This window comes from Mesorhizobium sp. WSM4836 (assembly GCF_055811815.1).
This window is the reverse complement of record NZ_JBVVQF010000039.1, coordinates 24,014-38,117: the sequence shown is the minus strand read 5'-3', so window position 1 is coordinate 38,117 and position 14,104 is coordinate 24,014. Positions and strand designations below refer to the sequence as shown.

General features: G+C 61.2%; 14 protein-coding genes. 9 read left to right on the top strand and 5 right to left on the bottom strand.

Features of this window, described 5'->3' with window-relative positions:
- Nucleotides 1-63: 63 nt before the first annotated feature.
- From AC0L2P_RS29870 to AC0L2P_RS29855, 4 genes are all read right to left on the bottom strand, one after another.
- Nucleotides 64-1,299, bottom strand: coding sequence for a GH25 family lysozyme (locus AC0L2P_RS29870; protein ID WP_473506572.1), 1,236 nt, complete (start codon nucleotides 1,297-1,299; stop codon nucleotides 64-66).
- A 343-nt stretch (nucleotides 1,300-1,642) separates the two neighbouring features.
- Nucleotides 1,643-2,584: a glycoside hydrolase family 25 protein gene (locus tag AC0L2P_RS29865; RefSeq protein ID WP_473506570.1), complete on the bottom strand. Its 942-nt coding sequence runs from the start codon at nucleotides 2,582-2,584 to the stop codon at nucleotides 1,643-1,645.
- Nucleotides 2,585-2,730: 146 nt separating this feature from the next.
- Nucleotides 2,731-3,447 (bottom strand): acyl-homoserine-lactone synthase, encoded by a 717-nt coding sequence (locus tag AC0L2P_RS29860; RefSeq protein ID WP_473506568.1) that lies wholly within the window; start codon nucleotides 3,445-3,447, stop codon nucleotides 2,731-2,733.
- Between the two features lie 84 nt (nucleotides 3,448-3,531).
- Entirely contained in the window at nucleotides 3,532-4,254 is a 723-nt protein-coding gene (locus AC0L2P_RS29855; protein ID WP_473506566.1) for a LuxR family transcriptional regulator, read from the bottom strand.
- 152 nt (nucleotides 4,255-4,406) lie between these two features.
- Between AC0L2P_RS29855 and AC0L2P_RS29850 the strand changes: the two genes are divergently transcribed.
- The 3 genes from AC0L2P_RS29850 to AC0L2P_RS29840 are packed head-to-tail and all read left to right on the top strand — an operon-like array spanning nucleotide 4,407 to nucleotide 7,149.
- Nucleotides 4,407-5,054, top strand: a complete 648-nt coding sequence (locus AC0L2P_RS29850) for a cysteine hydrolase family protein (RefSeq protein WP_473506564.1) — start codon at nucleotides 4,407-4,409, stop codon at nucleotides 5,052-5,054.
- Entirely contained in the window at nucleotides 5,051-6,370 is a 1,320-nt protein-coding gene (locus AC0L2P_RS29845) for a type I glutamate--ammonia ligase (RefSeq protein WP_473506562.1), read from the top strand. Before AC0L2P_RS29850 ends, AC0L2P_RS29845 begins: the two co-directional genes overlap by 4 nt.
- Nucleotides 6,370-7,149 (top strand): N-formylglutamate amidohydrolase, encoded by a 780-nt coding sequence (locus AC0L2P_RS29840; protein WP_473506560.1) that lies wholly within the window; start codon nucleotides 6,370-6,372, stop codon nucleotides 7,147-7,149. Before AC0L2P_RS29845 ends, AC0L2P_RS29840 begins: the two co-directional genes overlap by 1 nt.
- A gap of 66 nt (nucleotides 7,150-7,215) precedes the next feature.
- Here AC0L2P_RS29840 and AC0L2P_RS29835 read toward each other — a convergent pair whose 3' ends face one another.
- Complete coding sequence (locus AC0L2P_RS29835) at nucleotides 7,216-7,998, bottom strand: hypothetical protein (protein ID WP_473506558.1); 783 nt, start codon at nucleotides 7,996-7,998, stop codon at nucleotides 7,216-7,218.
- Nucleotides 7,999-8,148: 150 nt separating this feature from the next.
- On the opposite strand from AC0L2P_RS29835, the gene AC0L2P_RS29830 reads away from it, so the two are divergent.
- Genes AC0L2P_RS29830 through AC0L2P_RS29805 form a run of 6 tightly spaced genes read left to right on the top strand, consistent with a single transcriptional unit; the run spans nucleotide 8,149 to nucleotide 14,099 of the window.
- Entirely contained in the window at nucleotides 8,149-8,775 is a 627-nt protein-coding gene (locus tag AC0L2P_RS29830; RefSeq protein WP_473506556.1) for a DUF4129 domain-containing protein, read from the top strand.
- Entirely contained in the window at nucleotides 8,772-9,971 is a 1,200-nt protein-coding gene (locus AC0L2P_RS29825) for a DUF4350 domain-containing protein (RefSeq protein ID WP_473506554.1), read from the top strand. Before AC0L2P_RS29830 ends, AC0L2P_RS29825 begins: the two co-directional genes overlap by 4 nt.
- Nucleotides 9,958-10,914, top strand: coding sequence for an AAA family ATPase (locus tag AC0L2P_RS29820; RefSeq protein WP_473506552.1), 957 nt, complete (start codon nucleotides 9,958-9,960; stop codon nucleotides 10,912-10,914). The genes AC0L2P_RS29825 and AC0L2P_RS29820 overlap by 14 nt, the downstream gene beginning before the upstream one ends.
- Nucleotides 10,911-12,218, top strand: a complete 1,308-nt coding sequence (locus AC0L2P_RS29815) for a DUF58 domain-containing protein (protein ID WP_473506550.1) — start codon at nucleotides 10,911-10,913, stop codon at nucleotides 12,216-12,218. Before AC0L2P_RS29820 ends, AC0L2P_RS29815 begins: the two co-directional genes overlap by 4 nt.
- Complete coding sequence (locus AC0L2P_RS29810; RefSeq protein ID WP_473506548.1) at nucleotides 12,215-13,246, top strand: stage II sporulation protein M; 1,032 nt, start codon at nucleotides 12,215-12,217, stop codon at nucleotides 13,244-13,246. The genes AC0L2P_RS29815 and AC0L2P_RS29810 overlap by 4 nt, the downstream gene beginning before the upstream one ends.
- Entirely contained in the window at nucleotides 13,233-14,099 is an 867-nt protein-coding gene (locus AC0L2P_RS29805; RefSeq protein WP_473506546.1) for an RDD family protein, read from the top strand. Before AC0L2P_RS29810 ends, AC0L2P_RS29805 begins: the two co-directional genes overlap by 14 nt.
- The last annotated feature ends 5 nt before the right edge of the window (nucleotides 14,100-14,104 follow it).

Sequence of the window (14,104 nt, the reverse complement as noted above, 5' to 3'; positions counted from 1 at the left end):
CAGAGAACTACCTCGCTGCCCTCAAACTTGTGGCAATTCGCATCTGGCTACGCGGTAATGAGTCTACGTCCTAGTATTTACGATTGGATTCTTTCCGTAGACCCGATGAATGGCAGCTGCCATCTTCAGAGCTTGACGTTGCCAGCCTAACTTGCGTGAGCACGCCTTCTCGGCCACACTGGCAGGCGGAGGAAGTTGGAGAGTAATGGGCAACGAGGAACGCTCAAGCCCGACGACGGACCCAACATTCTTCATCTGTTCAGCAGCACCAGCACAGTAGCTGAACGTGTGCAGCGCACCCGCTTTTATTCCAGATACTCTGGCTCCATCGATATTTTGTTTGTAATTCGGATCTTTGTACTCAGATCCAACACTGGATCGAACAAACGTGTAGTCAACTCCAGCATCCCGCACTCGGTTAAAATCCACATGACCATTGTCCGCCGAAACATTGATCCCGCTCTTTCCGTACTGCCCAGGAGGACCGAATAATTGTATTTCTGGTTGGTGCACAACCACGTTTCCCGACCGTCTATCCAATTTCGACAGTTCAATCCCACTTGGCACCTGCCACGTGTCTTTCGGCGTCAGTTCAGAATAATTGTGATAGACGGGCGACAAGAAAAAGAAGGCCCCATTGGCATGCATGCCATCCGGTTCCACTGCACCTACCCATGGAACCGTGTAAAGATGACCTGTAGCCGGATTCACAACGCCTTCAACAATAAGCTTGTTGAACGTTTGTGTTAGATAACCAACAGTATCAGCCAACGTAATAACACCTCCATGCAACAACACAGCGTTGCTATCGCTCGACATAACTAATGGCCACGTTCGCGTCGCTGACGAGGTTATTCCGTCAATCAAAGTATCAAAAAAGATACTGCCTTGTCCTGCACCACCGAGCGACCATACCGGCTGGTCATTTCGACCCGCTGTAACGATATGCGCACCTCGTTCGCGAGTATTGGATTCGTTACTACCAGTGGTTCCTACAGAAAAAATATCTCCACCAAAGCACGCATTAATCAACGCCAAGACATGAAAGGTGCTTCTGGAAAGGTCCTTTAGAGCGGACTGAAGTTCTCCGAGAGGAAGTAAATTGTCAACATCTGAGTCGCTAGACGCAGAGGACAAAACCAACGAACCCGGGACTCCGTCATGGCTTTGTATTCCGTGGCCGGAATAAGCAAACAGAATTCTCACCTTTCCTTGATATACCGTCGCTATTTTAAAGGCATAGCTGCGAAGAAAGTACCGAATATTCTCTTGTGTTGCGTTCTCGTTTCTGAGAACTATTATTTCGTCAAAAGATTGATTCCCCCCAAGAATTTTTCAAGATGATCAACATCTCGCTTTGCGGCATCGAGCCTCGTTTCTTGGAGGTTCGGATAGCTATCAATCCCCACCAATATCGCGATACTTCGACCCTGTGCACCCTGACCGATCTGCAAATTGTTGGAGATGCGTTTATCCGAAGGCGCCTCATCCGACCGAAAAAGGTAGAAAAACTGGCATTTGTCTAAATTATCAACTTCTGCATGGTTTAGGCAGTATTCCCCTGCCCCTGCATCTCCGCATAGTACTCCCCAGCAACCTATTTGAATTGTAGCGACCAAAAACAGTATTGTGGACTTTTGGATCACGGCAAAGCCACTCCAAAGAACTGTCTAAACTCATCCGGTGTTCCCTTGAATATATTCGCCTCTAGTCCTTTAGAGTAACCCGATGTGATTCTGGCGCTCGCGGTAAACTGCCAAATGTGCCAAGTGGAATTAGGAAAAACTGATGGAATCTCCACGGCTCTGCTCGACTTGGAATAATCTGCGATCCATAACTTATAATGACTAAATCTTTGAAACTCGGCCATAGGTATGTTTCGCTCTTTCCACCATGAGACTGTCGTATACAACATAGGCACCTTTCCCGTCCGCTCCTCAACTCTTTTTAAAAAAGCGAGTGCTGCGCCAACTATGTAGTCTGGTGTCTTGTTCTGCCAACGATCAGGATTGCCCTTCGACACGTCCCATTCCAAATCCACAACTGGAGGAAGGTCCTGATCGCCAAATCCCCCGTTGGAAGAAACAAAATTCACGAACGTATCCGCCTGATCCCCTCCATCTCCCTCTGCCGTGAGGAAATGATATGCACCCCGCAACAGTCTCTTGCCGCCGGGAAGTTGAGCAAGGGCCGAATAATATCCGGCAAATTTCCCGTCCTTGAATTTTGTTCCCTGCGTTGCTTTTGCATAAACGAACGCAATTTTCTGCTGCTTAAATTTTTGAAAGTTAATCGATGGATCTGTATAGTGACTTATATCGACCCCAAAGTACGAGTTTTCACGTGGCTTTTCATTGTCCAATGCCGCATTTTGCGGAAAAGTAAACTGTCCGCTTAGTTTGAATGCCTGACCTGGCAAGTCCGGCTCTTTTTCCTTCGCATCAATAATCCTTTGAAATAGCACTGCCCGAGAGGTGTCATCGACAAGAATAGATAGATTGTCCCCGCCAGAGCCCCCAAAAGCCGAACTACTTAGACAGACAAGTGTTGATATGAGTGTGAGATTGTGGATTCGACGAACCATGCAACTCTCCCGATGGTTCAGCATTACTTGAGGTAATATTCTCTCGAAAGATGCGTCTTCCTGTGCCTGCCATCACTGGCCGCCCTTTCTAGACGCCCCTATCGATTTTGCCGCTTGCCCAAAGCAAAGCTCTTCTGGTTGCGTTCTTATCGCTCTGCGGGAGCCGCAGTTGTCCTCGCGATCCCTTGCAGCGTCTCATTTCCGCATTGGACCATAGAAATCGAGTCTCGGTTGCCGTCGATGAACGGAGGCTGCCTCCCCCGCCGAACCAGCAACGAATGCCCTATCCCAAGTATCTTCCGCACGCTCGCCAGTGCCGCCTCGTTCACCTCGATATACGCGACGATGTACCACTCGCCGTTTTCTTCCCTGGCCATGCCCATCGGCTCGGCCCGCCATTTGAGCGCGCCGTGGTGGGGCATGAAGTAGGTTTCCTGGACACCGCCGACGGCGCTGAGGCCTTCGTCGAGAGCGTACTCCATCACGGCGCAGCACAGCTGCGTCAGCGTGCCTCGCAGCCCGGCAGTTCGCTTGTCGGGAACGACGAATGTGCGGGTCCATTCGGCCCAATCGGGACGTCTTGGGACGCCCGATTTTTCGCACATGTGAGAAAAAACCTCCGAGACCATGTGCGGCTCGCTCGTTGGGATCAATCGAGCCGAGGTCACTACGCGATCGTCTTCAATGCCCAGCAGGTATGTCGCCGCGTCTGTATCGAATTGATCCAGCTCGCGACCATCCGGGCTCGGAGGGCGCCAACGTTTTTGATGCACGAAGAAATCGTGCCGCCGGCGCAGAAATTCGTCGAATTCGTTTTCGTAGAGATGCTTGTTATGCGCGTTGACTACGTGGGCCGTTATCATGGCGCGATCCCCCGATCGTTGTCGCGGGGGATATTTGCAGCCTCGCTAATGTACGTCACCTGTCCGATGGGACAGTTGACGCGTTTAGGGGTGGATCAGGCGCCGGCGCACTGCCTCGACGACCGCCTGCGTGGTCGTAGCGACGCCAAAAGCCTCACGGGCTCTTGTCGAATGCCATTTAACCGTTCGCTCGGTCAGGCCGAGGATTTGGGATGTTTCCGACGAGGTCTTGCCGGCCGCGGCCCACAACAGCACCTCTTTTTCGCGGTCGGTCAGCACGCCTTCATCGTCATCATTGTCATTGGCCAACGCCTGGATCGACATGCCGGCATAGACCGCCATGGTCACCAGTTGCACTTGATGGCGCGGCGAGAGATTGCAGGACTTCGCGGAAGAGGCAAACGACAGTACGGATTGCCAATGGTGAATGCTGAGCATCGGTACAGCGAAGCCGCTCCAGATCCCGAACTCCGTCGCCTCGCCGGCGACTCGTCGTGAACCTTCCGTATCCGACCATTTTGCCGGGACTTCGGACCAAAGGAACGGCTTCAGGGTCTTTGCCGAATAGATGCAAACACCATCGATCGCGGCATGCTCGGCCTCGACATAGCGTTCGAACCAACCGGCCGGCCAGCCATTCAGTTCAACCATCGGTGCAAGCTTCTGACCGCTGAGCGGCACACCGCTAAGGATAAGATGCTCGAAGCCGAGATTCCTCACGGTATCGAGAAGGTCGCTCAGCAGCGGCCCGGTAGCTGTGTGTTTCCTGCAGCGTTCGACAAAGTCGAACACGTCTGAATCGATCATGACAGAGACCCCCGTCTCCACGCCCGAAAACAAAGTTTAACTCAAATTAGCGACTTCGAATACTCCCAATAAGTGTGTCCGCCATGCAGGACGCGTGGACCAAAATCAGCTAAATCAGCCGGATTGTGATCGCCAACACAGGACCAGAAAGCATGACGCCAGCATTGCCGAAACGAAACGAGCCGTTCCGGGCCGGCGAAACTGCGCTGCTCTTGGTCGACATGCAACGCGTCTGGCTGGAGCCCGGCGCCGATCCGGGGCATCCGGATCGCGGTCCCGATCACTATTTCTACCGGCAGACGGCGTCGCAAACGATCCCCAACCAGGAGCGCCTGCTGGCGGCGGCGCGGGCCAACGGCGTCGAGGTGATCCATACCATCATCCAGAGCCTGACCGAGGATGGCCGCGACCGCTCGCTCGATCACAAGCTGACGCCGATCCATATCGCGCCGAGCCGGCCGGAGGGCCTGCCGGTACCGTCGCTGGTGCCGGTCGGCGACGAGATCATGCTGCCGAAGACATCGTCGGGCGTCTTCAACTCGACCAACATCGACTATGTCCTGAAAAACCTCGGCGTGCGGTATCTGATCGTCGCCGGCATCATGACCGACCAGTGCGTCGACATGGCGGTGCGCGATGCCGCCGATCGCGGCTACCTCGTCACCTGCGTATCGGATGCCTGCGCCGCCGCCACGCCGGAGCGCCATGACGGCGCGCTCAAGGCCTTCGGCGGCTATTGCTGGGTCGCCGACACCGCCATCGTTACTGCCCGTTTCGAAGCCCTGGGAAACGCTGCATGACATCGACCGTCGAACCGCTCGTTGCCGTCGTCACCACCGACCTTTCGGCGATCACGCGCGGCCGCTCGGTCGTCGAAAGCCAGCTGCAGAAGATCGCCACGACCGGCGTCGGCTGGCTGCAGGCCAACCTGTCGCTGACGCCGTTCAACTCGATCGTCGACCCCAATCCCTGGGGTTCGTCCGGCGACGTGCGGCTCATTCCCGATCTCAACGCGCGGTTTCGCACCGGGCTGACCGGATCGGCGACGCCTTTCGACATGGTCGCCGGCAACATCGTCGAACTCGACGGCAGCCCGTGGGTCGGCTGTACGCGGACCATGCTGAGCGATGCGCTGGCGGCGTTGAAGGCGGCGACCGGGCTTTCCGTCATCGCCGCGTTCGAGCATGAATTCCATATCGAGGGCGACTTTGGGCCTGCTCATTCGATGTCGTTGGCCGCATTGCGCCGCGCCGATCCGTTTGCCGCCAATCTGATGGCGGCGCTGGCGGAAGCCGGCGTCGCGCCGGAAGTGGTGATCGCCGAATTCGGCACCGACCAATTCGAGGTGACATGCGAGCCAGCCGATGCGCTCGCCGCGGCCGATCGCGCGGTCGCCATCCGCGAGATCACGCGCGAAGCCGCGCGATGCGCCGGCTGGCGGGCGAGCTTCGCGCCCAAGATCACTCCCGACGCCGTCGGCAACGGCGTCCATATCCATTTCAGTTTCGTCGACGAGGCCGGCAAGCCGGCGACCTACGATCCGGCACAGCCGGGCGGCCTTTCCAGCCCGGCCGCTTCGTTCTGCGCCGGCGTGCTGCGCCACCTGCCCGCGATCACCGCCATGACGGCGGCGAGCGTGTCGTCCTACTACCGGCTGAAACCGCATAGCTGGAGTTCGTCCTACACCTGGCTTGCCGACCGCGACCGCGAGGCGAGCTTGCGCATCTGCCCGACGGTGACGATTGGCGGGCGCGATCCGGCGCGGCGGTACAACATCGAATACCGGGCAGCAGACGCCACCGGCAATCCCTATTTGTCGCTGGCGGCCATCGTGCGCGCCGGGCTGGAGGGGCTGAAGGCCAAGCTGCCGGCGCCGCCGCTGGTCACCGGCGATCCGACGCAGATGAGCGCCGCCGAACGCAAGAAGCTTGGCCTCGTGCGGCTGCCGGAAACCCTGCCGGCGGCACTCGAAGCGCTCGTCGCCGACACGGCCGTGACAGGATGGTTCGCGCCGGTGTTCGTCGAGACCTTTGTCGGCCTCAAGCGGCATGAGACCGAGCGCCTCGCCGGTCTCGATCCAGTGGCGGTCTGTGACCTCTATCGGACGCTCTATTGATGGCTGAGCCGCTTGCCAGCGCCATCCGGCATCAGGGTTGGCCACCCGCGGTCGAAGCGATCAACGAAACGGGGCGTTCCGATATCGTTTTGATATGCGAGCACGGTTCCAATCATATTCCGGCAGAGTACGCGCGGCTCGGTCTCGACAGCTGCCATTTGCAGCGCCATATCGCCTGGGACATCGGCGCCGCCGAAGTGACCCGCGCTCTGTCGAAGCTGCTCGATGCTCCGGCTTTCCTCAGCTTCTATTCGCGGCTTTTGATCGATCTGAACAGGCCGCTGGGTTCCAGCGGCAGCATACCGGTACTGTCGGAGGATACCGGCATTCCTGGCAACGTCGGCCTCGATCCGGAGGAGCGTAGCCGGCGCGCCGAGATCATGTTCACGCCGTTTCATGACCGCGTCGCCGCCCATCTCGAGGAACGGGTGAAGCAGGGCAGAGCGACGCGGATCGCGACGATCCACTCCTTCACGCCGGTCTTTCTCGGCATTGCGCGGCCCTGGCACGCCGGCGTGCTTTACGATCGGGCGATCGATTTCGGCCAGGCAGTGCTCGCCGGCCTGCGCGCCGACATTGCGCTCAACGCCGCGGCAAACGAGCCCTACGTGATCAGCCGCGACGGCGATTACGCCATACCGATCCATGGCGACGATCGCGGCATTCCCGCCGTCCTCATCGAGATCAGGCAGGACCTGCTGGCGAGCCGCTGCGGCATCGAGGAATGGGCGCACCGCCTGGCAGCAGCTTTACGGGCGCAGCAGACAAAGGCGCTGTGACCAAGCTCGGCTCAGGAGCGCAATGCAAGAGCCGAGCCGTCGGTGAAAAGCCGGCGCTAACGATCGCTACGAGAAGATTTGCGACAGTTCTTCGACGCTGGTGCCTTCCTTGACTTGCCGCAATTCGACATAGCTGACCGCCGTGGCTACCGACAGCACCATCGACAGTACGGTCGACACCAAGGCTGCCGCCACATCGGCGATGAGCCCGCCCAACATGACGATGATTGCCAGCATCACCCACTGTATGACCATCGCGATGATCATCAGGATCAGGAAGAGGCCAAATAGCGGCCAGCGGTTGCCCTTGGTCAGGGCACGGCTGCGCGACATCGAGCCAAACACACCGAGCCGCTCCTGGATCAGAACCGGCACAGCCACGCACCACCCAAGCCACAGGATGATGCCCGGAACCAGCAAGGCTATTGAAGCCAGGCCTGCCCCCAGGCCGACGAGCAGGCCAATACCAAGGGTCGGCAACAGATAGCGGATGGCTATCTGGATGCAGTCGCCAAAGCTCGGCCGCTTACCGTTCAGATCCTCGATCGTCGCCCGCACCAGCGCCGACTGAAGCAGCAGCGCGAAAACGAAGGACAGCAATCCCGCAACAACCGTAATCCAGGAATTCTGAAACATCATCGAGGGATCGGCCGCGGCGCCGGGATCGCCTTGCAGAGCCGCATCTATTCGCGGCTGGCTCCACAGCCGAAGAATAATCGCCGGCAAGCCTGAAAACAGCAGGGCGAGCCCAAGGCACAAGCCGATGTTGCGACCGATCACCGCAAACGTGTTGTTGAATACCCTGCCAATCTGGAATTTCTCAGGCCGTTCCAGTGTCATTGATGTCATGATGCTTCCCCTACCTCGCCGCCGCACGTGGCTGGCGGCCTCGGTGGTAAGTCTGCCAAGATTGATGGTCGCCGTCCAGCCCACTTGCAATTGTTCCGCTGCATTGTCAGTGTCGGCTGGGAACCATAGGTTGCAGGGGAGCGGGTGGCGGTGGCACAGCCAGGCACAGCGGAAGCCCAACGGCTGGCCAATCTGCACAAGCAGCTGATCGCCGATGAGTCGATCCAGTTCGACCTGCCGGCCTATGTGCCGCAGAAGCCGCCCGAGTGGCTGAAGCCGCTGCAGGATTTTTTGTCGTGGCTCGGTCCCTACATGATCTATCTGTTCTGGGGGGCGGTGATCTCGGGCGTCGCAATCATCCTGCTTTTGGTCTTCCTCGAGGTGAAAGGCATCGCCTGGCGCCTGCCGTGGCAGCGCGCTCGGCCCGAAGTCGAAGACGAAGAAACCTGGCGTCCCGACGCCGGCGCCGCGCAGATCCTGCTGTCGGAAGCGGATGCGCTGGCCGCACGCGGCGACTATGACGAGGCGGTTCACCTTCTGCTTCGGCGCAGCGTTGCCGACATTGCCGGCCGGCTGCCGGACTTCCTGCGCCCGTCGCTGACCGCGCGCGACATCGCCAATGCCCCTTCCCTGCCGGGAAGGGCACGCCATGCATTTACCGAGATCGCCCGCATTGTCGAGGCGGCGCTGTTCGCGCGCCGGCCGGTCGGCGCTGAGGGCTGGCGGCAAGCACGCGGCGCCTATGAACGTTTCGCCTTCCGGGATGCCTGGACGTGAGCGCACCAGCGGTCGAGGCGCAGGAGCCGTTCAATCGAAGGACACTGTTTTGGGGGATTTTCGCCAGCCTGCTTGCGGCAGCCGGTTTCTTCCTGCTGTCCACCTATGCCCCCGATTTCCGGCAACCCGGCAATGGCGGCGCCACGCCGCTGTCGAAAAGCGGCGTCGGCTACGCCGGTCTGGCGGAATGGCTGCGGCTCACCGGCGAAGCGCCCTTCATGGCGCGGACCGAAGACGATCTCGGCACAGACATGCTGCTGATCGTCACCATTTCGCCCGACAGCGATCCGGAAGCGCTCAACCACATCCTAAAACTTCGCCGCGACCAGAACACCCTCTTCGTGCTGCCCAAATGGCAAATTCTGCCGCTGCAGGAGCATGAAGGCTGGAACATGAAATTCGGGCGATTGGCCGATTCGGTGGTGAACGAATGGCTTGGCCGTATTGCCGATGCAAAGATCGGTGCAGGCCAGAGCACGGCAAAGCAGTTGGATGTCGCGGGCCAGATGGTCAACGTTCCCGATCAGCTGCAATGGGTGGCCGACCAAACCCCGCTCATTGCTGCCGGCAACGGTAAGGCCGTGCTGACCGAGTTGGGAGACAAGCCCTTCTACATCCTGACCGACCCCGACCTGATCAACAATGCCGGACTCAAGGATCCCGACAAGGCGGCGGCAGCGCTGAAGCTGATCGCCTTCCTGCAGCGCGAAGAAGGCCCTGTCATGTTCGACCTGACGCTGCATGGTGCAGGCCGCAAGTACGATCTGGCCAAGCTCCTTGTCGAGCCGCCGTTCCTGGCGCTGACACTGACGATCCTGGTCGCCGCGACGCTGGCGTTCCTGCATGGCCTCGGCCGGTTCGGCCCGCCGCGCGCCGATCAGCGCGCGATTGCCTTCGGCAAGCGTGCGCTGGTCGATACGACGGCGATGCTCATGGGGCGTGCCGGCCGGCTGGACGAGCTGGGAGGCCGCTATGCGGCCTTGATGCGGGTGCGCGCCGGCGCGCTGCTCGGGGCACCGCAAGGACTGCAAGGCAAAGCGCTCGACCACTGGCTCGACTCTCGCGATAAGGAGCAGGCCGGCGGTTTCACAACGCACTCGCAAGCCGCCGGCGAGGCGAAGAACCTGACGCAGATGCAACAGGCAGCTGAGCGGCTGCACGACTGGACGGCAAGGAGGCTCGGTGAACGTCGATGATGTGAAGGCCCTGGCGACACGGATCAGGGAAGAAGTGGCCAAGGCGATTACCGGGCAGCACGATACGGTCGACCTGATGCTGACGGCCCTGTTTGCAGGCGGGCACATCCTGCTCGAAGGCCCGCCCGGCACGGCCAAGACCATGACCGCACGCTGCTTCGCCCAGGCGCTTGGGGTCGCCTGCGGGCGCATCCAGTTCACACCGGACCTGATGCCCGGCGATATCGTCGGGTCGAACATCTACAACTTCCAGACCGGCCAGTTCACGCTGACGCGCGGCCCGATCTTCTGCGATCTCCTGCTTGCCGACGAAATCAACCGCACGCCGCCGAAGACGCAAGCCGCACTGCTCGAGGCGATGCAGGAACATGCGGTCACCTTCGACGGCACCACGCATTCGCTCGGTCGCAACTTCATGGTCGTCGCGACCCAGAATCCGATCGAGCACCAGGGTGTCTATCCGCTGCCGGAGGCGCAGCTCGACCGCTTCCTGTTCAAGCACCGCGTCAGCTATCCCGGCCCCGAGGAAGAACGGGCCATCATCGTCCATCACGGCGGCGGCTCGGCCTCGCACGACATCGCGCAATACGGCATCGAGGCCCAGACCAACCGCGAGACGCTGCAGAAGGCCCTTGATGTCGTCGGCTCCGTAACCCTTGTCGACGATGTCGTCGGCTACATAGCGGCGCTGGTTCGGGCTACGCGCGAAAATGCCGATCTGGAAGTCGGAGCCAGCCCGCGCGCGGGCGCCATGCTGGCGCGGGCGGCGCGTGCCCGGGCGGCGCTGGACGGACGCGCCTATGTGATCCCCGACGACGTCAAGGCGCTGGCGGTGCCGGCGCTGCGCCATCGCGTCATCCTTTCGCCTGCCGCACAGATCGATGGCCGCCTGGTCGAGCAGATCGTCTCCGACCTGGTCGACCAGACGGAAGCACCACGTTGATCTATCCCAGCGGCCGAGCGGTATGGGCAGCGGCGGCCGGCGCCGTGCCGGCTTTCCTGGTCGCGCTGGCACTGCCGTCGTTCTGGTATCTGGGATTGCTGTGGAGTTGCCTGCTGCTTGCCTTCCTGGCGGTGGATGCCGCGGCCGGACGCGGGCGGGCATCGCTGAATGCCAGCATCGATGCGCCGCAGCAGGTCGGTGTCGGCGGCGAGTTCGGCGTGCAAATCGCCGCCCGTCACTCGGGGCCGCGCGGCGCGGAGGCTCGCGTTGGGTACGATGCGCGTCTGGCGCCGGTGAGCGGCAGCGGCGGGGCCTTGCTGCCAACGGCCGGAGGCGGGTCGCTCAACCTCCGCTTCCAGGCGTTACGGCGCGGCGTCGCCAGCTTCGACCGTCTCTGGGTGCGCTGGCGCGGGCCATTCGGGCTGGTCTGGAACCAGGTCGTGCTGCCGGTGGAAAGCAAGGTTGCGGTACTGCCCGACGTCAGCAGCGCCCGCGGCGAGGCGATCACGCTGCTGCAGCGCGCGGCCCTCGCAGAAGGCCATGCGCAGCGCCGCGCCGGTCAGGGCCGCGAGTTCGACGCGCTCAAGGATTACCAGCCGGGCATGGGCCGGCGGATGATCGACTGGAAGCGCAGCGCCCGCCACGGCAAGCTTTTGGCGCGCGAGTTCCGCATCGAGGAGAACAACAACATCGTGCTGGCCATCGATAGCGGACGCCTGATGTGCGAACCGGTCGACGGTGTGCCGAAGGTGGACCGGGCGGTGACGGCCGCTTTGCTGTCTGCATTCATCGCGCTGAAGGGCGGCGATATGGTCAGCCTGTTCGGCTTCGATGCAAGGCCGCGTGTTTCGAGCGGCGCGGTTCGCGGCCCCGCCAGCTTTGCGATGATCCAGAAACGGGCGGCGGAGATCGACTATTCCAGCGAGGAGACCAACTTCACCTTGGCACTGACGACGCTGGCGGCGCGGCTCGACCGCCGCTCGCTGGTCATCATCTTCACCGATTTCGTCGACCCGATCAGCGCGGAATTGATGCTGCGCACGGTGGGCCGGCTCACCGAACGGCATCTGGTGCTGTTCATGCTGATGAAGGACACCGAACTGGAGGGCCTCGCCGACCTGCCGCCACGCTCGGGCGAGGATGTTGCCCGCGCCGTCGTCGCCGGCGGGCTTTTGCGCGAAAGGCAGGTCGTCATCGGCCGGCTGCGGCTGCTCGGGGCGCATGTGATCGAAGCCGACCACAACCGGCTCGGTCCCGCGCTGGTCGAGCGCTACCTGCAGTTCAAGCAGGAGGATTTGCTGTGACGGCGCCGGTAGCCGGCAATGCGGTACGCGGCGATGCGGTACGCCAGTCGCTGGCCAGCTTCCGCCGCGAGCGCGAGGCCGACTGGAAAGCATTCGAGGCGCTGTTGGCGCGTGTCGAGAAGCGTGCGCCGCGGACGCTTTCCGAAGAGGAGCTGCTGTCGCTGCCGCTGCTCTACCGATCGGCGCTGTCTTCCCTTTCGGTGGCGCGCGCGACCTCGCTCGACAACGCGCTGGTCGGCTATCTCGAAGCGCTGTCGCTGCGCGGTTATTTCTATCTCTATGGCGCACGCCGCGGGCTGCGGCAGCGCCTAGCCGATTTCTTCCTGCACGACTGGCCCGAAGCCATTCGCGACCTGTGGCGCGAGACATTCGTGTCCGTCGCGCTGATGGTGATCGGCATCGGTGCAGGCGCCTGGCTGGTGGCATCCGACAAGAGCTGGTTCGACGCGATCATCGCGCCCGGCCTGGCAGGAGGCCGCGGCCCCGATGCCTCGGCCGAACTGCTGCGCAACATGCTTTATGATGGCGACAATGGGTTTCTCTCAGGCTTTGCCGCCTATTTGTTCACGCACAACGTCCAGGTCGCAATCCTGGCCTTCGCCCTCGGCTTTGCCTTCGCCGTGCCGACGGTGCTGCTGATGCTGTTCAACGGCTGCATGATCGGCGCGTTGTTCCAAGTCTATTGGTCCAAAGGGCTTGGCATTGAGCTCGGCGGCTGGCTGGCCATCCACGGCACCACCGAATTGTTCGCAATCGCTTTGGCCGGCGCGGCCGGTATGCGCATCGGCACCAGCATCGCCTTTCCCGGCGAATTGACACGCATGGCGGCAGCGGCTCGCGCCGGACGCATCGCCGCGAACGCCATGGTCGGGGTCTCGGTCATGCTGCTGTTTGCCGGACTGCTCGAGGGCATTGGCAGGCAGACCATCACCAGCGACGTCACGCGCTACGCCATTGGCGCTGCCATGCTGCCGCTGTGGACCGGTTATTTCTATCTGTTCCGGGCGGTGCGGCATGGCGATCGTTAAACGCGCCGCCTTCGCGGCTATACGGCCGCTGATCACGCCCGAAGGCGTCGATCTCCGGATAAAGCTGGCCGACGCCGGCACGCGGGCCTCCGCCTTCCTTCTCGACGTCGTGTTCATCGCCGTGGCTGCAATCGTGATCACGATCGTCGCGCTGTTCGGAGTGGGAGGCCTTGGCAGCGAGGGATTTCAGCCGCTCTTCGTCGTCTGGATCATCCTGATCTTCTTTCTGCGCAACGCCTACTTCATCGTCTTCGAAGCGGGCCGGCGCGCGGCTACGCCCGGCAAGCGGATCGTCGGCATCCGGGTGGCGTCGCGCAGCGGCGACGGCCTGTCGATCGACCAGGTGATAGCCCGCAACCTGATGCGCGAGATCGAGGTGTTCCTACCGCTGTCGATTATCGCCGGACGCAGCGGGACCGACCTCGCCGACACGCTGACGACGGTGTTCGGACTGGTGTGGACGCTGCTGTTTGCCTTGTTCCCGCTCTTCAATCGCGACCGCATGCGCATCGGCGACCTGTTGGCGGGGACATGGGTGGTCGAGACACCGAAGCGCGCCTTGCTGGAAGATCTGTCGGCACGGCAGTATCCGGGCGCTGGCGCGTTCCGGTTTAGCCATGCGCAGCTCGATGCCTACGGAATTGCCGAACTCCACAAGCTGGAGGAAGTGCTGCGCCGCGACGACTATTTCGCGCTGCGGACGGTGGCCGAAACGATCGGACGCAAGATCGGGGCGGCACCACAAGCCCATGACGCGCGCGCGTTCCTGACGGCCTATTACGGGGAGTTGCGGGCACATCTCGAACGCAAGCTCCTGCTCGGCAACCGCAGGGCCGACAAACACGCGCGGTAGCAGTT

Excerpts from the sequence above, each read along its gene's own strand:
- AC0L2P_RS29865 (WP_473506570.1), bottom strand. The coding sequence starts at position 2,584 with ATGGTTCGTCGAATCCACAATCTCACACTCATATCAACACTTGTCTGT.
- AC0L2P_RS29860 (WP_473506568.1), bottom strand. The coding sequence starts at position 3,447 with ATGATAACGGCCCACGTAGTCAACGCGCATAACAAGCATCTCTACGAA.
- AC0L2P_RS29855 (WP_473506566.1), bottom strand. The coding sequence starts at position 4,254 with ATGATCGATTCAGACGTGTTCGACTTTGTCGAACGCTGCAGGAAACAC.
- AC0L2P_RS29850 (WP_473506564.1), top strand. The coding sequence starts at position 4,407 with ATGACGCCAGCATTGCCGAAACGAAACGAGCCGTTCCGGGCCGGCGAA.
- AC0L2P_RS29845 (WP_473506562.1), top strand. The coding sequence starts at position 5,051 with ATGACATCGACCGTCGAACCGCTCGTTGCCGTCGTCACCACCGACCTT.
- AC0L2P_RS29840 (WP_473506560.1), top strand. The coding sequence starts at position 6,370 with ATGGCTGAGCCGCTTGCCAGCGCCATCCGGCATCAGGGTTGGCCACCC.
- AC0L2P_RS29835 (WP_473506558.1), bottom strand. The coding sequence starts at position 7,998 with ATGACATCAATGACACTGGAACGGCCTGAGAAATTCCAGATTGGCAGG.
- AC0L2P_RS29805 (WP_473506546.1), top strand. The coding sequence starts at position 13,233 with ATGGCGATCGTTAAACGCGCCGCCTTCGCGGCTATACGGCCGCTGATC.